We start from the raw sequence: 21,781 nt of genomic DNA on the forward strand, positions 1-21,781 counted from the left end.
CGGCCCTGGGGGCCACAAAACTGGGGGAAATAGTGAGCGTGGACACCGGCGTCGGGAACCTGTCGAAGACATCTGAACTGCAACTCGAGCAGGCCTTCTTTGACAGGGCCAAGCAGCACCGTGACGGCCAGAACAGCGCGTGGTCCATGGCAGGCGCCTCGGCCGGAACGCCCGTCGAGCGCCGGGCATATAAGAACGCCATGGAAAAACGTAAAGTTGCCTCGCCCGACGACCCCGTGGCGCTGACCAGCATCGACTACGAGGACGGCAACAAGCTCCACATCGGTAAGGTCGCCATCTTCGACGATGAAAAGGACTTGCTGGTTATCAACTGGCAGGCGCCCGCCGCTGCAGTGGCCAACCAGGCATCCGTGCATAATCCCATGGGACTGCGAAGCAAACGAATCTTTGACGCACCCGGAAACAGGATCGTCAGCTTCGAGGACATCGTCTACAAAGCGTTGGCAGAGGCCGTCAGCGAACTCGACGATCACAGCTACGCAGGGGATGCCCTGCTCCAATCCCTGACCCGCAAGCGTGGGTCGGAGATGACGGACATCGTCAAGACAATCCAGGCCGCGCAGGACAAGTTGGTGAGAGCGGATAAGGATCAACTCCTGATCATTCAGGGCGGCCCCGGAACCGGCAAGACCGCCGTCGCGCTTCACCGGGTGTCGTGGCTGCTGTTCAACTACCAGGACGAACTGCCGCCGGAAGACGTCCTGGTGGTCGGACCCAACCCTACGTTCACACGGTACATCCGGCGGGTCTTGCCAGACTTGGGAGACGGCGACGTGGTCCAGCAGGCACTTCAGAACCTGCTGTCCAACGACGTCCAGCTGATCGGTAGGGACAGCCCCGCCGTGGCCACCGTGAAGGGTTCGGCTCGAATGAGTCAGGTCTTGGAGAAGGCACTCAAGCAGCGAATTCGGGTGCCGTCCGCAGACATCCGGATTCAGCGCCGCAATACGGTCCTGACGATTTCATTGCCCGCGAGCAGTGTTGCGGAAGTCTTGCAGAACCTTCAATTCGACTCATTTGCTGATGGACGCCGCAGGTTTCGGCAGAGGCTGGTTGAACTCTGCGCGCCGCAGCTGGGCAACATCCGCCAAGTGTCTCCTGAACAATTCCTGGATCTCAGAGCCCTCGATGCGGAAGTTGAGAAAATCTGGCCGCAGATCACTCCGCAGCAGTTCCTCAGGGACCTTCTCGGTTCGAAGGAAAGGATGAAGCGGGCCGCCGAGGGACACCTGGCACCGGCCGAGATGGAATTGGTCTATCGTCAGCAGGCGGAGAAGGTCTCGGACGAACCATGGACCATGGCTGACTTGGCGCTGCTGGACGAGGCGCAAGCTGCGATGAGGGAAGCGCCCCGCACTTATGGGCACATCGTCGTGGACGAGGCCCAGGATCTGTCGAAGATGCAGCTCCGGGCGATTCGCCGTCGATCGAAGAACGGCTCCATGACCGTGGTAGGCGATATCGCGCAGTCTACCGGCCCCTATTCGCGGGACTCGTGGGACGACATCGCCGCCACCCTCGGAGAAGGAATCTCCGGTCCGGTGGCTTCGCAGATCGCAGAACTTGAGCACGGCTACCGAGTCCCGAAGCAAGTGTTTGACGTGGCACTGCCGATCCTGCAGTCCGCTGCGCCTTCCGTCACGCCGCCTAGAATCCTGAGAGACGTGGAGTACGCTCCACGATTTGTGGGAGTTCCGACCGGAGAGCTGACGGAGGAAGTTGCCCGCACAGTGTTTACGCACAGTGGACGGGGTCGTTTCGTGGGCGTGGTCGCCCCCGTGAATCTCTGGGCGGGCCTTCGGGAGGCTTTCCAAGCGGACGATCTGCAGTGGAGCGAGTCGACAGAAGGAGAACTCTCCACAGCGATCAACCTGGTGACCCCGGAGGACGCAAAGGGCCTGGAGTTTGATGCCGTGATCGTTGTGGATCCGGCGGCCATTCTGGAAATGCCGCACGGTGAACGCATGCTGTACATTGCGTTGACTCGGACGACGACCCATCTGGACGTCATCTATCCGTTGGGATCCCTGCCTTCGATTCTCGGTGGCGAGGAAGAGCAACGTTCGGACACTCCGAAAGATGGAAGAACGCAGGGTGTCGATGCGCCAGTCGTGTCGACGACTACCCAAGATCCATACGAGGGGACCGTGAACTTCGAACCGATGCAGCAGGGTGGTTCGCCGATCAATGAGTCGGTCCTCCCGGTCCCGGCCGATATAGCGCCGGCGGACACGGCTGCCGGCGGAGGGAATGTTGAAAAGGCTCTTGTACAGAACGAAATGGCGAGCCTTGACGGTATGCAGCAAGCAATGGCCGCCCACTGGGCGAAGTTCTTTTCCACACAGCTGAGCGAAAACGTACCAGCCAAGCTGATTCCTGCTGTTTTGGAGGAATTGGCGCGCATGAAGCTGGACGACGACTGACGCGATCCGGTTTGTATCGAGTGGCTAACCATTCACGGCCTTCTCCGACTCGCTGGTCAAATACGGTCACGGGCCCAGATATTCTGCAGTGAATGATCGAAGCCCGCCGGTTTCGACAATGTAAGAAATGCAGCAGACATTCCGACTCGGTCGGAAGGCAGGGGAACTGGTGTCGACAGCCAAAGGCGTCTTGGACAAGAAACTCGCGTTGCAGATGCAGCGGTGGCGGGACGACTTGCTGTCAATCGACAGGCGTCAGAGACTGGTCTACTTCCAGCATCCTAAGAGTGGGACGTTTGAAGTAGTTGAACCTGGTTGCTTGGACGTCGAAGCCATTGTCAACGACGGCGATGTGATCCTCGAAAGCATTGGGCCGGCGGAGCGTGACGCGGAAGAGTCCGCCGCGGGAATCGGTCTGCCTACGAGGGGACCCCGAACTCTAAGGATTGCGGCCAAGACGACTGCGCAAATCCTCAGTACGTCCAAGCGCCTCCATCAACGTTCAGAACAGGAGTACGCCGATCGAGGAGTTTGGACCCTGTATCTGGGCTACGGCATGCTCAATTGGGTAGATCCCGCCGACTCCAAGAAGATCTCAAGTCCTCTGCTTTTGGTGCCAGTCCGGCTCGTGAAGGAAGGCCAGCAGTATGTGCTGCGGCGAACGGAGGACGAGCCGGCACTGAATTCAGCGCTCGGACTCAAGCTCAGTCGGGATTTCGCCGTCGACCTGCCTGAGTTTGAAGTCGACGATTTGGTTGTTTCAAAAGTCCTTGCCGGAGTTCGACGAGCGGTCTCGCACGAACCAGAATGGAGTGTCGATGATCGAGTTGTGATGTCCATCTTCAGTTTCCACAAGGAGGCTATGTACCGCGACCTCGAGCAGAACGAGGCGAAGATCGTCGCCAATGGCATGATCCAGTTGATGGCGCTCGGCCCGGACGCCCCGAATTCGTCGGATTTCTCCTTTGATCCTGTAGCCGATGAGGATCTGGATTCTCATCTGGCGCCTGAGAAGTTACACAGCATCCTCGACGCCGACGGCAGCCAGAGAAAATGTGTACTGGCCGCACGGGAGGGCCGAAGCTTCATCATGGACGGGCCTCCCGGCACCGGCAAGAGTCAGACAATCGCCAACATCATTGCTGAGCTCATGGCGACGGGGAAGACTGTACTTTTCGTCAGCGAAAAAGCTGCCGCGCTGGATGTGGTGCGCGATCGATTGACGCATCGGCAATTAGACCCATTTCTTCTGGAACTGCACAGCCACAAGGCCACCCGTAAGCAAGTTGTTCAAACACTCCACGCAGAGCTGACTCGCCGGCCGATCGCGAAGAACTCGTTCTCGGATACGGACCGCTCCCAGCTCGCTAAGAGCCGGAAACGGCTGACCGACCACGCCAATGCTATGAACGAGATCCGCAGGCCGCTCGGTCGAAGCCTCCACGACGTCCTGGGTAGGCTCGCCCAACTGGCGGAATTTGATGCATATCCGACGGGCGATCCCAATGTACTTGGATCGCTTTCGGCGGACCTTTTGGCAGAACTCCACATGGCAGCAACGTCCCTGTCTAAAGTTTGGCGTCCAGCTGAAGAAGGGGAGTCCTTCGCGTGGCGTGGGCTTGCTGGCGATGGACTAACGCAGGCCCGGGTCAAAGAGCTGGAGACTGCCGTGAGCACCCTGTCCCAGGCCACGGAATGCCTTCTCCGGGCGGTCCGCCTCTTTGATGCCCAAGTGCCGTTTTGGTCAGCCGGACTGGATGTTGCCGGCGTCCAGTCCAGGACACTTCTCACCTCATTGCTTCGGGACCGGCGCCAAGTGCCCCGAACTTGGTTCTCGACCGCCAAGCTGGGTCCGCTCTTGACCAAGATAGAGAAGCTTCAGTCAGACGAGAACTTGTTGAACGCCAAGGAAGACCAGGTGCGCCAAGCGTGCGCTGACCGATGGAGCAGGAGCGACAAAGACCTTCAGGTCCCACTCGGCGAATTCCTCCAACGCGATTCAAAAATCTACAGCCGTCCTCTCAACCAGCTCACTCTCGGTCAGATCGACGGCACTGAGCAAGGTGCCTCGGCGGCGGCGGATCAAGTCAGTTCCATTATGGAAAAGGCCCAGGAACTGGGCCGTCTGTTCGACCTGGAACTCGAGGCCCTAACGCTGAACAAGTGCCGAGCACTTTCCTCTCTTGCGGAGTTGAGCCAGGGCGGGAGTTTGCCCGAGTCCCATTGGATCAACCCGAGTGTGCAGGGCGCCCTGGACGAGAGTGCACGCGTCTTGGGGCAGCTGTCGACGGTTGTGAGAGAGCGCCAGGCTGCGATGGAGGCGGTCTACCGTCCGGACATACTGTCGCTCGACATCAACGGGCTGAGGGTTCGCTTCGAAACTCAACATCGGGGTCTTAAGCTGTGGAGCAAACAGGCCCGGCTGGACAAGAAGGCCCTTCGCGAGGTCACCGTTGCTGGCGTTGTGAACAAAGAAGTCATAGCAATGCTCGGCGACGCCTTGGCGTGGCAGACGGCTCAAGAAAACCTGTCGGCCAACGAACCTGAATACGGTCCCCGCCTTGGCAGCTACTACCAGGGCGTCGCAACTGACTTCACGAGAATCGCCCAGGCCCTCGAAGTCGCTAGATCCGCCATCAAATTGGCAGGCGACGATGTTGGTTCTTCTGCGCTGGCCCGTCAGCTCAGCCGGTCCAGCACCCCTGATGCGGAGCTTATTCCACTCGCGCGGGACGTCGCCGGCATGGTCGCGCGCTTCGGCCGCGACACAGGTGCACTCTTCAACGAGAAGTTCCTAGAATCGGTTGGCGACGTCCCTCTGGGTGCGCTTCACGGAAGTCTTGTCGAGGCTGGGGAGAATTTCACGGCTGCGAGGCCCCTACGCACACGATTGTCAGAAATTCTCGGAGAGATGACGACGCTCTCTGCCGCAGGCACCGTACTCGGCCAGATCAGCGACTTGGCGCAAACGGAGGCCGCCGCGGCTCAGGCCGCGCCAGCCAACATGGAGGCATTAGGCCCGCGCTACCGGCCTCGGGGCACAGATTGGGCGACACTGCGCGCAGACCACGCATGGATAACCTCGGTGCGGAAGGCTACAGGCGGTCCAATCGACGAAGACGCAGTTCGTTTCGTAGAGGAATTCGAAGCCGCCAACGTCGACCTGGCGGAAGACCACACGAAATGGCTCGAAGCTAGGGACAAACTCGTCGCCTTCTTCGACCCCAAGCGCTCGGCTGAGCTGAGGGCAGATCTGGACCGAGACCTCGAAGACGCAGAAGAGCTCCTGGCTGACTTGGGCGCCGATACAGCCTCTGATGCTGATATCTGGTTTGAATATAGGAAGCTCTTTTCAACGCTGAGCGCTGGCGGCGTTTCGGTGACGTTGGCGTCGCTTCGAGACTCTCGCGCACCTTCATCCCATGTGGTTCCCGCTGTGGAACGCGCTGCGCTGGAGCCATGGGCAGAGCAAGTTATTGAAGGCGACAGCAGGCTCTCCGAACACCGAGCCTCTGGCAGGGAGAGCTTGCTTGAACAGTTCAAAGATTTGGATTCACGTCTCGTAAGCAACGCCCACAGCGCCATCGTGGAAGCTTGCGTCGCTCGGCGTCCACGAACCAACGCGGGCCCGGCTGCGGTGATTGCTCACGAGGCGAATAAGAAATCACGGCACAAGCCGATCAGGCGGTTACTTGAAGAAACCGGTTCGATCGTCCAGGCGCTCAAACCGTGTTTCATGATGAGCCCACTATCGGTCTCCCAATACCTTCCGCCTACCATCCAATTCGACGTCGTCATCTTCGACGAGGCGTCGCAAGTTATGCCCGCCGACTCGGTGAACTGCATCTACCGAGGCAAACAGCTGATAGTTGCGGGAGACCAGAAACAGCTTCCGCCGACGTCCTTCTTTTCTTCAGCGGACATCGAAACGGATGATGAGGACGAGCCTGACAATTTTGACAGCGTTCTGGATCTCTGCAAGGCATCCGGTGCGATGGTTTCGTTGCCACTGTCATGGCACTACAGGAGCCTGCACGAGGACCTCATCACCTATTCGAACTATCGGATTTACGAGGGGAAACTCAACACCTTTCCTGGAGCCACGCATGAGGCCAACGATCTTGGCGTTCACCACGAGTTCGTTGGTGGCGTTTATCAACGTGGCGCCGGAAGCCGGAATCCCGTTGAGGCGGAGCGCGTCGTTGACCGAGTGCTTGAACACAGACGCCTTAACTCGGACCTCTCCCTTGGCGTAGTGACTTTTTCCAGTCAACAGGCGGAAGCCGTCTCTGAGGCCATTGAACGCCGTGCGGAGCATGAGCCGCTCCTTGCGGGGCTGATGGAAGATCACGATCGACTCCACGGATTCTTCGTCAAGAACATCGAATCCGTTCAGGGCGATGAGCGCGACATCATTATTTTCAGTGTTGGGTATGGCCCGGATGAGTTGGGCAAGCTGACCATGAACTTCGGCCCGCTAACGCGCAAAGGCGGTGAACGGCGACTTAATGTTGCAATCACGCGAGCCCGACGTCGGGTGGAGGTTGTCAGTTCCTTCTACGCGGGAGACATGACCGACGGAGCCTCCGAAGGCAACCGTCACCTGAAGAACTATCTCGATTTCGCAGCCAGAGGTCGCGTGGCTTTGGCCTCAGATATCTCCGGAACGGCCGGCGAGGCTGACAGTCCGTTCGAAGAAGAAGTCCTGCGGGTTATCCGATCGTGGGGATATGACGCCGTCTCCCAAGTTGGAGCGGCGGGATACAGAATTGATATCGGTGTGCGCCATCCTGACAAAGAAGGATCGTTCATGCTTGGCATCGAGTGTGACGGGGCCGCCTACCACTCCGCGAAAAGCGCACGCGACCGTGATCGGCTCAGGGAGTCCGTCTTGCGTGGCCTGGGGTGGGAAATCCACCGCATTTGGGGCCTTAGCTGGTACCGGGACCGCGCTACGCAGGAGGTGGCGCTAAAGGTCGCGCTCGATGCTGCCCTTCGTGGTCAGAAAGTCGTCCCGGCCATTTCTGGCCCGGCGGAGGTGCCGGAGCCTATGGAATACGAGGAGATCGATCTTTCGGCGCCTCCTGCGTGGACTGTGCCGTACGCAGCAGCGTCTCGCCCAGCCCATCGTTATTGGTATCAGCCAGGAGATGCCGACGCTCTCACCGACCTTATTCAGTACGCTGGCCACGTGGTGAGCGTTGAAGCCCCGCTCCACGTTGATACTTTTAACTCCCGATTGCGCGAGCACTGGGAAACCGGGGGAATAGGATCACGTGCTCGGGCAAATGTCGAGCGTGCGCTATCGCTGGCAAAAGTCAGCGGCATGAAAGTCAAGCTGGACAAGGAAGGCTTCATCCGGGTTGACGGTGCAGATGCGGTCAATGTCCGACGTCCAACCGAAACTGCCGACCTGCGGAAGGCCGGGTCGATTCCGCCGGAAGAGTTTGATGAAGCCGTCAGGCTCGTGGTGGCCGACGCAATCGTGATTACGGAGGAAGAGCTTCTTATCGCCGTACGCAACGTATTTGGGTGGGCAAGACGGGGCCCGGACATCCAAACCGCCCTCCAGCGGAGCCTTCTAAGATCCACCAAGAAGGGGTACTGCGTCCGCAGGCCAGACGGGTCCTACGAGACGACGCAGTAGCCGTTAATCGGGCTGCAGCTAAGAAGGGAGGCTGGACTGGCACTGGCTGGTCCAGCCTCCCTTGTGTCCAGACGTGCGGGATCAGCGGACGTCAACGGCCTTCGGCTCCGCAGGCTCCTCCGAAGTCGGCGCAGTCAACTCCCTCTTGGGCGACCGCTGGGCCTCGATTTGGCTGGCTGCCCTGATCACAGCGTCACCGCCAGCCTTCGCGATCCCAGCTGGCACCGCCTTTGCAGCGGACGAAACGGCCGTCGTCGTGGTTTTGGCCAAATCGGACAAGGACTTCCGCCACGTCTCGCGCTCGACCTCTCCTTGGCTCAGGCCATCCAGTCCATAAATTTCTGCGAAGGTGCCGATCAGTCTGTTGGCGCTTTCAGCGGAGTCCAGTAGCGAACGGCTCTTCAGCGGGCTTCGAAGACGATTGAAGTCGCTGACGCTGGCGGCCGATGTCAGCGCATCCACCAAGGACTGCAGCCGGTTCGCAGCGGCGTCGTTCCGCTTGGCTGCGGAGACCTGGATGGATGCGGCATGTGCCTCGACCGCCTCGGGGTCGCGTTGGCGCAGGTGAACAAGCTCAAGCGTCTCGAGACGCTGCTGATTCGCTTGGCAAGCAGCCAGAATCACGAGCCATGAACGCAGCTCGTTGTCCGCAAGGGTCTCGGCAGCGTTCATCTTATCGGCAAAGGAACGCGCCTTCAGAGATTGCGTCAGGGTCTCTATCTGGGCCAGCGCGTGTGAACTCGCCTGTGCAAGGGCCGTGGCATGACCTGCGACCTGGGACCAGGCAGTGTCAGTTATCTTGCCGGTTTCCTCATACAGCTCGAATGCACGGAGGAGCACCTGCGTGAGGCCTTGGATGTCGCCCAGTGCCTTGGCGCGGTTATCTTCAAGAAGGCGATCCAACTTGACGTCCATCGCCCGCGCTAGATCCTCGAGCTGCGCGACGGCGCTTTGAAGAGCCATCGTCGCAGTGAGCGTCGCGAGGTTCGATATGACCAGCGGGTTCATGCCGCCTGTCGTGAACTGGGCAAACGAATCAATTTGCCCCTTCGTTCCCCGGAAGGCTCCGCTGAACGTGCCCCCGGGGGAAATGTTGAAGTTTGCCAGCTCTATGAGCCTCTGATGGGAGTCCGGGGTGAGCTGCACCCAGCTGCCGTCCAGCGCCGAGACGACCGCCCCGATGCCCGTGGCCTGCGCTACGAGGTCGGCTGTCCCTCTGCCCGCCTTCTGTACCTGCTTAGCGTCAACATCCAACCGCGAAAGGAGGGTGCTGATTAGGTCTGGGTCTCCCACGAGAACAGCGTTGTTCTCGGAGACGCGGATACCGACTTCGTTGGTTGATTCGATCACAGGAGGATTCTGCCACAGGGGTGGTTGCCTACGCGGACCCAGCACTTAGGGCATCAGGGTGTGTTCACTCTTCGGCGAACTGCGGTTCATCGCTTGGATTACGGCAGCCGGTCCGGGAGGAGCGGGCTCGTAGCACCAGCATCGGGACCAGATGTCACGCCCACGGGCTCATTCCTGCAATCTCAGCCATAGGTCCCGAGAACTTGAGGCCCCAGCCGGTCGACGGACTAGCTGGGGCCGTCCTTGCTGAATGCAGGCTACTTGGCGGGGTATGCCCATTCCCACCCTGCCGGCATGAATGCCTGCTTGTGGACGAGCACGCCAGTAGTTGTGGGGACGTCAAAAACGATCTTTCCTGTCGCCTTCTCTGCGGGCCCGAGAGCTGACGGGAATCTTTCGGCTTCAGGGAGGCACATATATGACTCGAACGACGCCACATCGCCGTTGAATGTGGTCCCATTGTCGGCGATGGCCTTCCAGCCGTAGCCGGCAAGTCCAAACTGCGGGTTTACTGAGTCGGCAAGCGCGGGCATTGTTTCCATAGAAACATCCAATACAACGAAATGGCCGTTCTTTGCCGGCATAGCGGAGCTATTCGTGCACGCAGGGTCAACCTGGATGGAGTTGATTACAAAGCTGGCAACGGTCTTTTCCTTGTCCGTCACAGACGCGCCTTCACCTGGCGTCTTGACGATGTTCCCGCGGGAGGACTTAGCCGACGCCGCGCTTGCAGACGGGCCAGGGCTAGCTGCGTCAGTAGCCTGCGTAGATGTGGCGGGAGCGACAGTTGGCGCCGTTGGCGCGCTTGCGGGCGTGCCGCCGCAACCGGCGAGGAGGATTGGCAGGAGCGCTATGGCTCCAAGAGTCTTGGCTTTCAATGTTCCCCCAGTAGAGAATGCGAGTCAGTTTGCTCAGCTTAAGTGAGGGATACGACGCTCTTAGTTCGTATTGATGCGGCGAACCGTCACAAACAGGTAACAAGTTCGATCCGCCACTGATATTTAGTCATTTGGTGGCCTTAGTACCGCTGCTGCTGTTCGAGTCTGGGAGCCCATTCCTCGAGTCGCGTCACCGTGCCGCGACGTGTGCCGCCACGAACTCCGCGTCGTCGCCCAAAACCGACAGTGTGGCCGACAGGTGCTTGGTGAGCCAGGGGAGGCCCACGGCGTAGAGACCCGGGACCTCGGTAACGCCGCCGCTGTGCCGCGGGTAGTTCCACTCGTCGAGCACCGGCACGTCGAGGAAGCCGAAGTCCAGGCCGTAGCCGGTGCACCAGATGATGGAACTGATGCCCTCGGCGTCGAGGTCAAGGCGGGCTCCTGAGTCCGTCGGCAGCCAGTCGTCCGCCGGCACAGGCTCGGCGGCGGGTGCCTCGATGCCCGCGGCGGCGATGTAGGCGTCGGTCATCCGTCCCAGCCGCTGCCCGAACCCCGCCTCCACGAGGGCGAGGCGTGCGGGGAGGTCGTCGCTGAAGACGAGGCCGCCGTCGTCGGTTCCCTCAAACCGGCCATGCAGCTGGACGCCCCGCCGGCCGAGGTCCCTGACGTGGATGCTGTGGCCACCGCCGTTGCCGGAGATCAGCGGGTTGCACGCAAAGCGCGCCGCGGGGGAGGGGAGGTGGTCCGTCTGGAGGCCGTTGATGCCGTACTCGGGGCCGTGAAGGTTGACCTGCAGGATCCAGTAGAAGACGTCCTGGCCGCGGTACCGGCGCGGAGCCTCGGGGCAGGACGAAACCGACAGGTGGACTTCCCGGCCGGCGTCGAGCAGGTCCTCGGCGATCTGGCCGCCCGACTGGCCGGTGCCCACCACCAGCACGGCGCCCGCCGGGAGCTGCTGCGGGTTGCGGTAGTCGTGGCTGTGCAGCTGGCGGACATGCTGCGGGATGGCGGCGGCGGATGCCGGGATCCGCGGGAGCTGGAACGCGCCGTTGGCGAGGACCACGTTCCGCGCCTGCCAGCGGCCGTCGCTGGTGTCCACGGCGAACCCGCCGTTGGCCGCGCTGACCCGCGTCACGTCCGTGCCGAGCCGGACCGGGGCGGCGATCCTGGCGGCGTAGTCCCGGAGGAGCCCGATCACCGTGTCGCGGGGGAGGAAGGCGTCCGGTTCGGGCCCGTCATACGGCATGCCCGGCATCACGCAGGAGAAGTTCGGGGTGTTCAGGTAAAACGAATCCCAGCGGTCCTGCCAGGCGCCGCCGAGCGTGTCCCGACGCTCCAGCAGCTGGTGCTCGACGCCGTACCGGGTCAGCCAATAGCTCGTCGCCAGGCCGGCCTGCCCCGCGCCGATCACCAGGGTGTCGACGTGGTCCGGGAGTTCGGCGGAGGAGGGCATGGCTATTGCTTCGCGGCTCTGGCCTTGGGAGTCTTCGGCGCCTTGGGGGCCTTCGGCGCCAGCCCGGCGACATGCTCGAACGCTTTCTCCACCCAAACCCTGGCGCGGGCGTCGGGCTCGGCGCCGTTGGCGTCGCCGTCGTCTGCGTTCCAGGCCTCCGGCAGCCCGGTGTAGCCGCCCATCGGGCGCTCGGCCGGGCCGAACGGCACGGTCCGTTCGGTGCTTTCGAGCAGTACCTTGTCCGCCCCGGCCAGCTTCACGCCGATGGTGGGACCGAACAGGCCGGCGAACATGTTGCCGTTCACGAACGCCCCGAGATTGCCGAACATCGGCTTGATGACCACCTCGTGAAGGTCCGGCAGCACCGAGCGGAAGTGTTCCTTGTCGGCGTCGGACGCTTTCGGCATTTCCATGGGTTTTCTCCGGAGGCTGATGCTGCAGGGACGGGTCTTCCTGCAGGATATGCCCGCGGCTGCGCACGGTACAGGCGGCCCCGGTAAGAAGCCCGTGCCGCTCCCGTAACTTCCGCTACCCGGACCTCCAGCCCCTGCGTCGCCGGTCTTCTAAAGCCGACACTCCAGGGCTTCTGAGATGTGCACTAGCAATCGCCTAACTACCGGATTGTGTCAGATAATCAATCAGATTGTTGAGGGTTTTTATACACTCTGTGCATGACCACCCTTGATTACCTTGATCGTCGACCCTTGATTACCTTGAGCGGCGAAGGTGGCCGTTCATCCTCATGCTGGGCGGCACCTACCTTTGCTACGAGGGTGCCGAGAAGGTCTAGCACAAGCTCCGCGGTGACCGCTCGGACGAAAAGGCGCCCGCGGTCCAGCGGGGTCCGGCCTACCGCCTTCATCCTGTCCTGCGAGATCATAGTCATCTTCATAAACGAGGTGGCCAATAAGTCCATCTGGGTGCGTGCGTTCATCCTGGCCATCCTGGCCATCGTGGCTCTGGTGATCACAGTCCTCGTGTACGGCGCCGTCGCGCTTATCGTCAAGATGGACGACGGCGGCCTGCAGCTGACAACCAAGGACTCCGCGGGGTCCCAACAGTTCGGCGAGCTACTCGTCAGGGGGATGTTCGCCGTGCTGCCGGAAATTTGCTCTGGTTCCCAAACCCGTTCTGGAGGCAACCGCCTGCACCGTCAGGTCGGTGGATTCCAGGATCCGGCATGCTTCGGCCATGCGCTGATCGTTCAGCCAGTTCAGGGGTGTCATTCCTGCTTCGGCGCTGAACTTCCGTGCGAAGCTTGCCTGACGCAGCGCCTCGCAGACCTCGGTGGCCGGATCGTTGAGCGGCGCGTAGCCGGGCACCACCAGCCAGAGCGAGCACCGCGATCGCCGGGTAGGCCAGGAAGCGGCCGGCCCGGCTGCGTAGCTGCCTTCCTGGGAGACCACCCCGCATGGGTTGCCAGTTCCTCCACGGTGAGCTGTTCAGCGAGGTTCTGCCTGGCCCAGGCGCAGGTGTCGGCGAAGAGGACCAGGGGTGCGGCCACCGCACGTTCCATGAACTGGACCTGGCCCCCTTCCCGGTGTGGCGCCACCACCATCCGCCGCGCAATGCTGTTGGCCGCCTCGGTTCCATAGTCCTTGCGGACCAGGTGCACAGGTCGATGCCTGCCGCGACCCCGGCGCTGGTGCTGACGCTGCCTTCGTCTATGTACCGGACACCGGCGTCGACGGCGACGGCCGGGTAAAGGGTTTGGAGGCGTTCAGCGTTTCTCCAGAGGGTGGTTGCCCGCTTACCGTCCAAGAGACCCGCGGCAGCGAGCGCGAAGGCGCCTGTGCACACCGACACCACACGGACTCCGTTCGCTGCTTACGGTCCCGCCCGATGCTTGAGGTCAGCATCCTTCCACGAGCACTTGCTCGCTAGGCCGAGGAGTCAAAAAAGCCGGGGGCAGTTGGGACCGCGAGCGGACAACGGCGTCACAGTTCCGGACACGCTGGAAAACGATGTTATGAGTGGCGCCGGTATCCTTGAGGGATGAGTGACATCGCGCTTTCACCCGTCACCTTCGATGATCATTTCGCCCGGGAGTTCCAGGAGATGGCCATACCCTGGCAGGCGGACGAAGCTCCTGATCCGCGCCTTCTCGTACTCAATGAGGATCTTGCCGCCGAGTTGGGTTTTGATCCGGGTTTTCTCAGGAGCCCACGGGGGCTCCGTCTGCTGGTCGGCAACGCAGTCCCCGCCCAGTCGACGCCGGTGGCGCAGGCATACGCCGGCCATCAGTTCGGCTGGTATGCACCCCGCCTGGGGGATGGGCGGGCACTCCTGCTCGGCGAGATCGCGCACGCTGACGGGCAACTCCGCGACATCCACCTCAAGGGGTCAGGGCGGACACCGTTCGCACGAAACGGTGACGGCCAGGCAGTGGTCGGCCCCATGCTGCGCGAATACATCCTGAGCGAGTCGATGCACGCGCTGCACATTCCCACCACGAGATCCCTTGCGGTCGTCGCGACGGGGCGCCAGGTCCAGCGTGAGATTCTCCTGCCGGGCGCCGTCCTTACCCGGGTGGCGAGCAGTCACCTGCGCGTGGGCAGCTTCCAGTACGCACGGTCCACCGGCGATATCGGTCTGCTTCGCCGTCTTGCTGATCACGCCATCACCCGTCACCATCGGTCCGCGGCGGGGGAGGACAGCCGTTACCTGGCCCTGCTCCAGGCGGTTCTCTCCGCCCAGGCGACGCTCGTGGCGCACTGGATGCTCGTAGGGTTCGTTCATGGGGTAATGAACACCGACAACATGACGATCTCGGGTGAAACCATTGACTACGGGCCGTGCGCCTTCATGGAGGGCTTCGATCCTGTAGCCGTCTACAGCTCGATCGATGAGACCGGACGCTACGCGTACCGCAACCAGCCACTGGTGGCCGAGTGGAACCTTGCCCGGCTCGCTGAAACGCTCCTGCCCCTCTTCCACGAGGACCAGGAACAGGCGGTGGCCCTTGCGGTGGAAGCACTCGAAGGGTTCCGCCCGAAGTATAGTGCCGCCTGGTCTGTGGGTATGAACGCCAAGCTTGGATTCCGTGATGGGTTGGACGACGGCGTGACCTCACCGCTCGTGGACGAGCTGGTCGCTCTTCTTCAGGAGTCACGCCCGGACTACACCTCGTTTTTCCGGCACCTAGGCAAAGCCGCCCGTGGCCACGCTGAGCCTGCCCGCCGCATGATGCTGGACCTGGAAGCGTTTGATACCTGGCTGGCTCGCTGGCGCGCCCTGATGCCGGACCCTGACGCCATGGACCGGGTCAACCCCATCTATATTCCCCGCAACCACCTGGTGGAGGAGGTCCTGGCGGCCGCTACGGGCGGGAACACTGGGCCGCTGGAGCGGTTGATGGAAGCAGTAGCCTCCCCGTACGAGGAGCGTCCCGGTCTCGAGCGTTACGCGGCGCCCGCCCCGGAAAGCTTCGGGCCGTACCGTACCTTCTGCGGAACCTGACCCATTAAGAGTGAAGCTGTCGACGAGTCAGAGCATCGCGGCGCTCCACGGAGTTCTGCACCACCCGTACCATCACGTGCATGACCAGGCTGATGCGAGAGCCGCGTCCTGAGGTAAGTCCGGCGCGACCGCCCACGAACGTCGGCGGCACACCTCTCCGGAAGCGCAGAAGCAGGGGGCCGAGCAGATGCTGGCGAAGTGCGGGCGTCTCATGCTTCAGGCTGCTCTTGGCGGCGGCCGCGAAGTGCCCTGCCCGCAGGTACGCGTCGCGGGTGATGCGGCGGACCTCGGGAAAGTCCTGCGGTGCCGCCCGCCGCAGTTCCACGCTCACCGTGCGTCGGTGGCAGGGGCGGTCCGCTCCACATAGTGGGCCAGCCGTGCTAACTCCGGCTGGGATGACGGATCGCCCACCGCGTCGGCCCCCACCGCGTTGGCCACGGCCAGCGCCCGGGTGTAGTCCAGCCCGCTCCGCAGCGCCAAGACCAGAGCCGCGCAAAACGCGTCGCCGGCACCGACAGTGTTCGCCACCGTCACCGCCGACGCCGGAGCCGCCGCCACCTTCTTGCCGTTCTCGAACATCGCCGAGCCGTCCTTGCCGTACGTCACGGCCACCAGTTTGGCCTCGGCGAGGGCCGGGATCAGCGCAAACTCGCTCTCGTTGACGATCACCAAGTCACAGCGCTCCAGCAGCTCCGCCGGCAGGTCCATGGCCGGCGCAGCGTTCAGCACAAAGTAACCGGCGGACTTCCTGGCTGCTTCGAGCACCACCGGCAGGCCCACCTCCAGCTGGCACAGGACCGTCTCGTCAGGGCCGAACTCGACGGCGTCGAGGGAGAGGCTGGAGTTGGCACCCGGGCACACCACAATCTGGTTCTCGCCATCGCGGTCCACCACGATCAGCGCCGTTCCGGTCGCCCCGGGAAGGGCGGCGACGTCCGCGGTGTCGACGCCGGCACTCTTCAGTGCGTCCAGCATCCGCTGCCCCTGCGCGTCGTTGCCCACGGCGCCCACCATGCGGGCACTGCCGCCGAGACGTGCCGCTGCTGCGGCCTGGTTGGCGCCCTTGCCGCCGGGCTGCTCGGACAGGACGGCGTCGCCGATGGTCTCACCCGCAGTGGGAAGCCTCTCGGCGGTGGCGATCAGGTCCAGGTTGATGCTGCCGACGACGGTGACGGCAGGAAGTCGATTGCTCATGAGAAGTCTCTCTGGAGGGGATGCCGGAAGCGGCTGGATTAGGAAATAGTGTACGCCATGGTTGTACTCGCTCGTCATACGTGGTTGTATAACAACTCGACTCGCCCTCCCAGGCGACCCACCCCTGCTCGAACAAAGGAGTTTGATGTGAACGCCCCAACCCCTGCGGCAGCCGCGCCTCCCGCGGCAGCCGATGCCGCCGTCGTACTTCCCGACGACCCAGCCAAGTTCACCGGCCGCCGCGCCGCCCTGCTGATCTCCGCGCTGATGCTCGGCGTGCTGTCCTTCCAGCTCAACGCCAGCATGGTCACCCCGGCCCTGCCGCAGATCGCCGCGAGCTTCGGACTGAGTGCCGACAGCGCCGCGCCCGTCCAGTCCATGTTCTTCCTGGCCGGTGGCATCGCCGGTCCCGTGATCGGCCGGTGGAGCGATTTCCTCGGCCGCCGCACCGCCCTGCTGCTGGTCCTCAGCATCATGGGCGCCGGCACCATCCTCTGCATCGCCGCACCCACGCTGCCCCTGCTCATCGCCGGCCGGTTCCTGCAGGGCTTCTCCAGCGCCGTCTTTGTGCTCGCCTACATCGTGCTCAGCGAGAACCTGCCAGCCAAGGTCTTCGGGACGTCCGTGGGCATCATCGCCGCCATCAACGGCGGTGTCGGCGGGGTGGACGGCTACGTGGGCGGCCTCATGGCCGAGACCCTCGGCTTCCGGTCCATCTTCGTGGTGGTGCTCGTCCTGACCGCCGTCGCCGCAGCCTGCATCATCAGGGTGGTCCCCAAGGGCAGGCCGGCGGGCATCCACGGAGCCATGGACTGGTGGGGCGCGGCATCGCTCTCCTTGTTCCTGGTGTTCATCACCTACTTTGTCTCCGGCGGATCGGCCGCGGGCTGGACCGCGCCGGGCACCCTGGCCCTCCTGGCAGGCACCATCGCCTCCTTCACCGCGTTCTGGATGATCGAAAAACGGCGCCGCAACCCGCTCATCGCCGTGCACCACCTGCGCTCGCGGCAGGTCTGGCCGGTCATCGCCACCACCGTCCTCATGCTGGCCGGCATCTTCGCCGTGATCAACTTCACCGTGGTCCTGCTGAGCCAGGACACCGGCGCCGGCTTCGGGCTGTCCGCCTCCGTGTCGGCTTTGCTGTTCCTTACCCCGGCCGCTCTCATTGGCGTCTTCGCGGCCCCGCTGGCCGGCTGGCTGGCCGACCGCCGCGGCTGGATCAAGATCCTCCGCGCCGGCACCGGACTGAGCCTGGCCTGCGCCATCGCTGCCGCCATGTTCCCGGACAACCAGGTGGCCGTGCTGGTCGCCATCGCAGCCCTGGGCATCTTCTACAACGGCTTGTTCTTCACCGCCATCAACGGTCTCTCCGTCCTCCTCTCACCCGAGGAGGCTCCGGCTGCCCTGCCCGGCGTCAACGGTGCCGCCTTCGGCATCGGGGCGAGCCTCGGCGTCGTCCTCGTAGCGCCCTTCGCCGCCCAGGCCACGGCCGCCGGCTACGCCACCGCCCTCTGGATCTCGGTGGGCATCACGGCCGCCGGGTTCATTGTCAGCCTCTTCGTCGCCGCCCCCAAGGGCGAGACCGCCTAATCGCCGCACCCCGCGTCCGCACCACGGAAAAGAGAACCACCGCCATGACCACGCCCACACCCCACCCGTTCTACCTGGACTGCGACACCGGGATTGACGACGCCCTCGCCCTGGCCTACCTGCTGGCCGCCCCCACCGCCGAGGTGGTGGGGGTCGGAACCGTCAGCGGTAACGTCAGCGCCGCCCTCGGCGCCCGCAACACCCTGGACCTGCTCCAGCTCGCCGGGCACGCGCACATCCCCGTGGCGCTCGGCGCCCACGATCCCCAGGCCGGCTCGTTCGGCGGCGGCGCCCCGTGGGTGCATGGGGACAACGGCATCGGCGGCGTCTCGCTGGACACCGCCGCTGCCAAGTTGGCCACCGAAACCGCGGCCGAGATGCTGGTCCGGCTCGCCCACGAACACCCCGGCACGCTGCGGGTGCTCGCGATCGGCCCGCTGACCAACATCGCCGAAGCCCTCCGGCTGGAACCCGCACTTCCTACGCTGGTGCACGAGATCACCATCATGGGCGGCGCCGCCCTGGCCCCCGGCAACATCACGGCGCTGGCCGAGGCCAACATCTATAACGACCCCGAAGCCGCCGCCGAGGTGTTCGCCGCCGACTGGGATCTCACCCTGGTTCCGTTGGACGTGACCATGACCAACGTGCTGGAGGAATCCCACCGGCGGGAGCTGCTCGCCTCGGCCGCTCCGGTGCCGCGTGCGCTCGGGGAGATGCTGGGCTTCTACTTCCGGTTCTACGAAGACATCTTCGGCCGGCACTGCTCCGCCATGCATGATCCCCTGGCGGCGGCGCTCGCCGTGGGCGGCATCCGGGCGTCCCTCGCGCCGGTGGTGCGTGCCGCCGTCGATACGTCCTTCGGGCCGGGCCGCGGGCAGACCGTCTGCGACATGCGCGGGCGCTACATGGGCTACCCGGAGCAGTCCGGCGCGCGGTGCCGTGTGGTCCTGGAGCTTGACGGCGAGTTCCCGCCGCACCTGGTGGAGACGCTGCTCTCGTTCTCGGCCAGGGTGGAAAGTACGACGCCGGCACTCGCCTCCGCCGGATCGGCTGCCTGAGGCGTTACTGGTACTGCTGCATGACCGAGAGGTGCCCGGCCCGGGGCGAGACCAGGCACTTGGCCAGGTAGAAGGGCCGGGTGCCCTGCCGGACGTACTGGGTGAGGACCAGTACGGGGTCCGAGGGCCGCAGGTCCAACAGCTTCGCGCGGCTGGGTCCTACCTGGCTGAGGCTGATCTGGCACTCGCCCGGACCGGGTAGCCGGCCCAATGCCCTGGTGAGGGCGGCAAGCATGGTGGCGCCGCCGTCGTCCGGGATCTCTAGGGGCGCGGCGGCGCTGTTACCGCTACGGAAAGGCCCGGCGGAGACGTTTTCCTGCAGGTGGGCGATGGCCTCGCCGTCGCGGATCAGCACGGATTCCCAGAACCAGCAATCGCTGCCGGGCTCCACCCCGATGCCCGGCGCGGCGAATTCGGAGGCCGCCTCCCGGCCCACTCGGATGCGTTTGACCTTGATCGGCTGGCCGGCGCTGCCGAGGACGTCCTCGAAGGGCCGGATCCGCTCTATGCCGATGCGGGGGAGGGTATCCGAGACGAAGCGTCCCACGCCGCGCCGCGCCCGGATGAGGCCGTCCTCCTCAAGCAGCATCAGGGCCTCGCGGACCACGGTGCGGCTGACTTCCATGTCGGCGCCGAGCTCGGTTTCCGTGGGGATCATGGAGCCGGGCCTGAGGAGGTCGTTGCGGATGGCTTCGGCGATCCGGGAGTACACCGCCACCCGCAGTGGTGAGCCGGGCTGGGCGGCCACCGGCCGGGCCAGGAACCGGGCAGCGTCCTGGTGCACGTCATGCCTCGCTTTGCTGGGTCTGGGGAACTTTCAGCCTACTGGAAGTCTGACAAGTTTGTTGGACAAGACACTGACCACACGATGTCGTCATCCCCTGGCTCCGCCGCCGGGTATTGCCCCTCCGCGTATTGCCCCTCCGGATCCATGTCAGCGCCCGATTTCCTCCATCGGCGCCGGCCCTGGCGGGGGCAGCAGCTCGGCCCCGCCCAGGTCTGCGGCTTCCGGCGGCATGGGCGCGGAATGGCGTATGCGTTGCAGGCGGATCAGGGCAGTGATTGCGATGGCGCACCAGGCGATGTTGGTGACCACCGAGGGCCAGGCGCCATGATAGGCGCCGTTGACGAGCAGGGCCACGGCGCCGACCAGGTTGGCGCTTTGGAAGGTCCTGCCGTTCGGGATCCGGCCCACGGAAAAGAGCAGGTACCCGGCGAGCACGGCCAGCGCACCGAACCAGCCGGAAGCTTCGGCGAGAAATTCCATCGGGCTAGTCTCCTTTTTGGGCGGTCTGGTGGCAATCTGCTTAGCGGGCGGTGAAGGCCGGTTCGGCAAGCTCCGCCACTCGCAGCTCGTGTCCCCTCAGCACCACGTCAGCAAACTGCCACAAGATGGCGCCTGTTGGGGCGTGGATAACCATGCCACGACGCAGCGGCATCTGGAGGATCTGGCCGCCGTCCGGCTGTGGTTGCCAGCGCGGGACTCCGTCCGCAGTCAGGGCCTCGAGTGCCAGCGGGTGCAGTGAGGCCACTTCGGCCGGATGCCGGCGGGGCCGTTGCGGCTCATCCAGCAGGACGACGACGGGGGTGATGACGATGCCGCAGCTGGCCGGGAAATCGTCCAGCATGCCAACGACATCGTCGTGCGATGCCAGGATCCCCGTCTCCTCTCGTAACTCGCGCAGCGCGGTGTCCACGAGGTCTTCGCCCGGATCCATGCGGCCGCCCGGGAGCGCCCACTGCCCGGCGTTGGAGCCCCTGGCCGCACGCTTGATGATCAGAAAGTGGAGGGAGCCGGACCTTGGATAGGCGGTGACGGCGACAGCGGCACGGCGCACTCCGGGGTCCTCTTGGCCGGCAACATGGCGGGTCCGGTGCTCCAAGCGGGAACGCCACAGAGAACGAACTTCACTGTGCGTCCCGGCGATGTGCTCCACTGTCAGGCCACGCTTGGGGACAGGGTGAGCTCCCTGTCAACGATGGATACCAGCATGGTCCGCATGCCATCAATGGTCATGTCAGGGGCGCCGGTGAGGATCTTGATGGCCGCTCCGTCAGTGGCCGAGGTCAGCAGGCGCGCGAATCCCACGGGATCGAGGTCGGGGAAGATTTCCTGGCGCTGGCCGCGGCGGACGATGCTGACGACTGCGTCCATCCAGCGGGCGTAGAAGTCGTTGTGGATAGGCCGGAGCGAAGGGTTGAGGCACGTTTCGGACCAGAACTGGAGCCAGATGGACCACTCGTTGCGTACTTGCGTGCCAATAGGCAGCTGGAGTTCAATCAGCGCCAACAGTCGCTTGTGCGCGTTGTCAATCTGGCTCAGCACGGCACCCTGGCGTTCGAAGGCCTGGTCCACGCAGTAGCGCAGTGCTTCGCGGAGGACATCGTCCTTGCCCGGGAAATAATAGTGGATAGTGCCGGTACTTGTGCCGCAGATCCTGGCTATGTCCTGCACCCGGACATGATGGTAACCACGCTCCGCTATCAGCTGCGACGCGGCTTCGAGAATGGTGTTCCTGCGTTCCTGGGATCCCTTGGCATCGCCCGAATCACTCATGGCAGTTCCTTCCGAGGACTGGCACATCATTTGTACCGATGACTCTAGCTTAGGCAAAAAACTGACGCGTCAGTCAATTTATGCGCATGAATTTTGGGTTCTTGCCAACCCGTTCTGCCCATCCTCCGGAATGTGACTACGGGTTGGA

Annotated in this window: 17 protein-coding genes and 2 pseudogenes; 7 read left to right on the plus strand and 12 right to left on the minus strand. The window is 63.5% G+C overall.

What is annotated here, in order from left to right:
• Positions 1 to 32 precede the first annotated feature (32 nt).
• Positions 33 to 2,444, plus strand: coding sequence for a HelD family protein (locus ABIB45_RS11805; protein WP_354216045.1), 2,412 nt, complete (start codon positions 33 to 35; stop codon positions 2,442 to 2,444).
• A 190-nt stretch (positions 2,445 to 2,634) separates the two neighbouring features.
• Positions 2,635 to 8,091: a PDDEXK-like endonuclease domain-containing protein gene (locus ABIB45_RS11810; protein ID WP_354216046.1), complete on the plus strand. Its 5,457-nt coding sequence runs from the start codon at positions 2,635 to 2,637 to the stop codon at positions 8,089 to 8,091.
• 81 nt (positions 8,092 to 8,172) lie between these two features.
• On the opposite strand, the gene ABIB45_RS11815 is transcribed toward ABIB45_RS11810, so the two are convergent.
• From ABIB45_RS11815 to ABIB45_RS11830, 4 genes are all read right to left on the minus strand, one after another.
• Positions 8,173 to 9,441, minus strand: coding sequence for a hypothetical protein (locus tag ABIB45_RS11815; RefSeq protein ID WP_354216047.1), 1,269 nt, complete (start codon positions 9,439 to 9,441; stop codon positions 8,173 to 8,175).
• A 257-nt stretch (positions 9,442 to 9,698) separates the two neighbouring features.
• Entirely contained in the window at positions 9,699 to 9,983 is a 285-nt protein-coding gene (locus tag ABIB45_RS11820) for a hypothetical protein (protein WP_354216048.1), read from the minus strand.
• 526 nt (positions 9,984 to 10,509) lie between these two features.
• A complete protein-coding gene (locus ABIB45_RS11825) occupies positions 10,510 to 11,772 on the minus strand; it encodes a flavin-containing monooxygenase (RefSeq protein WP_354216049.1) in 1,263 nt (420 codons plus the stop codon).
• 2 nt (positions 11,773 to 11,774) lie between these two features.
• Positions 11,775 to 12,185, minus strand: coding sequence for a TfoX/Sxy family protein (locus ABIB45_RS11830; RefSeq protein ID WP_354216050.1), 411 nt, complete (start codon positions 12,183 to 12,185; stop codon positions 11,775 to 11,777).
• Positions 12,186 to 12,502: 317 nt separating this feature from the next.
• Here ABIB45_RS11830 and ABIB45_RS11835 point away from each other — a divergent pair.
• A pseudogene (locus ABIB45_RS11835) lies at positions 12,503 to 12,881 on the plus strand (DUF808 family protein); the annotation flags it as partial.
• Here the strand turns inward: ABIB45_RS11835 and ABIB45_RS11840 are convergent.
• Positions 12,843 to 12,998: a hypothetical protein gene (locus ABIB45_RS11840; RefSeq protein WP_354216107.1), complete on the minus strand. Its 156-nt coding sequence runs from the start codon at positions 12,996 to 12,998 to the stop codon at positions 12,843 to 12,845. The pseudogene ABIB45_RS11835 and the gene ABIB45_RS11840 sit on opposite strands and share 39 nt — an antisense overlap.
• 185 nt (positions 12,999 to 13,183) lie before the next feature.
• Between ABIB45_RS11840 and ABIB45_RS11845 the strand changes: the two genes are divergently transcribed.
• A complete protein-coding gene (locus tag ABIB45_RS11845) occupies positions 13,184 to 13,477 on the plus strand; it encodes a hypothetical protein (RefSeq protein WP_354216051.1) in 294 nt (97 codons plus the stop codon).
• Here the strand turns inward: ABIB45_RS11845 and ABIB45_RS11850 are convergent.
• Positions 13,444 to 13,581, minus strand: a pseudogene (locus tag ABIB45_RS11850) (AraC family transcriptional regulator); the annotation flags it as partial. The gene ABIB45_RS11845 and the pseudogene ABIB45_RS11850 sit on opposite strands and share 34 nt — an antisense overlap.
• A gap of 186 nt (positions 13,582 to 13,767) precedes the next feature.
• Between ABIB45_RS11850 and ABIB45_RS11855 the strand changes: the two are divergent.
• Entirely contained in the window at positions 13,768 to 15,231 is a 1,464-nt protein-coding gene (locus ABIB45_RS11855; RefSeq protein ID WP_354216052.1) for a protein adenylyltransferase SelO, read from the plus strand.
• A gap of 4 nt (positions 15,232 to 15,235) precedes the next feature.
• Here the strand turns inward: ABIB45_RS11855 and ABIB45_RS11860 are convergent, their stop codons facing one another.
• Both ABIB45_RS11860 and ABIB45_RS11865 read right to left on the minus strand, forming a co-directional pair.
• Entirely contained in the window at positions 15,236 to 15,562 is a 327-nt protein-coding gene (locus ABIB45_RS11860; RefSeq protein WP_354216053.1) for a hypothetical protein, read from the minus strand.
• On the minus strand, positions 15,559 to 16,425 hold the full coding sequence (locus tag ABIB45_RS11865) for a ribokinase (protein WP_354216054.1): 867 nt from the start codon (positions 16,423 to 16,425) through the stop codon (positions 15,559 to 15,561). The genes ABIB45_RS11860 and ABIB45_RS11865 overlap by 4 nt, the downstream gene beginning before the upstream one ends.
• A 147-nt stretch (positions 16,426 to 16,572) precedes the next feature.
• Here ABIB45_RS11865 and ABIB45_RS11870 point away from each other — a divergent pair, with 147 nt between their 5' ends.
• The gene (locus tag ABIB45_RS11870; protein ID WP_354216055.1) at positions 16,573 to 18,015 is read left to right on the plus strand and encodes an MFS transporter; all 1,443 of its coding nucleotides are present in this window, start codon (positions 16,573 to 16,575) and stop codon (positions 18,013 to 18,015) included.
• A 44-nt stretch (positions 18,016 to 18,059) separates the two neighbouring features.
• The gene (locus ABIB45_RS11875) at positions 18,060 to 19,076 is read left to right on the plus strand and encodes a nucleoside hydrolase (protein WP_354216056.1); all 1,017 of its coding nucleotides are present in this window, start codon (positions 18,060 to 18,062) and stop codon (positions 19,074 to 19,076) included.
• A 4-nt stretch (positions 19,077 to 19,080) separates the two neighbouring features.
• Here ABIB45_RS11875 and ABIB45_RS11880 read toward each other — a convergent pair whose 3' ends face one another.
• The 4 genes from ABIB45_RS11880 to ABIB45_RS11895 all read right to left on the minus strand — a co-directional run bounded on the left by ABIB45_RS11880 (position 19,081) and on the right by ABIB45_RS11895 (position 21,633).
• Positions 19,081 to 19,860 (minus strand): GntR family transcriptional regulator, encoded by a 780-nt coding sequence (locus ABIB45_RS11880; RefSeq protein WP_354216057.1) that lies wholly within the window; start codon positions 19,858 to 19,860, stop codon positions 19,081 to 19,083.
• 150 nt (positions 19,861 to 20,010) lie between these two features.
• Complete coding sequence (locus ABIB45_RS11885) at positions 20,011 to 20,343, minus strand: CBU_0592 family membrane protein (protein WP_354216058.1); 333 nt, start codon at positions 20,341 to 20,343, stop codon at positions 20,011 to 20,013.
• A 40-nt stretch (positions 20,344 to 20,383) separates the two neighbouring features.
• A complete protein-coding gene (locus tag ABIB45_RS11890; protein WP_354216059.1) occupies positions 20,384 to 20,914 on the minus strand; it encodes an NUDIX hydrolase in 531 nt (176 codons plus the stop codon).
• Between the two features lie 101 nt (positions 20,915 to 21,015).
• Positions 21,016 to 21,633 carry a TetR/AcrR family transcriptional regulator gene (locus ABIB45_RS11895; RefSeq protein ID WP_354216060.1) on the minus strand — a complete coding sequence of 206 codons (618 nt, stop codon included), beginning with the start codon at positions 21,631 to 21,633 and terminating at the stop codon, positions 21,016 to 21,018.
• Positions 21,634 to 21,781: the final 148 nt, after the last annotated feature.

This window comes from Arthrobacter sp. UYCo732, from assembly GCF_040547265.1.
Lineage (GTDB): Bacteria > Actinomycetota > Actinomycetes > Actinomycetales > Micrococcaceae > Arthrobacter.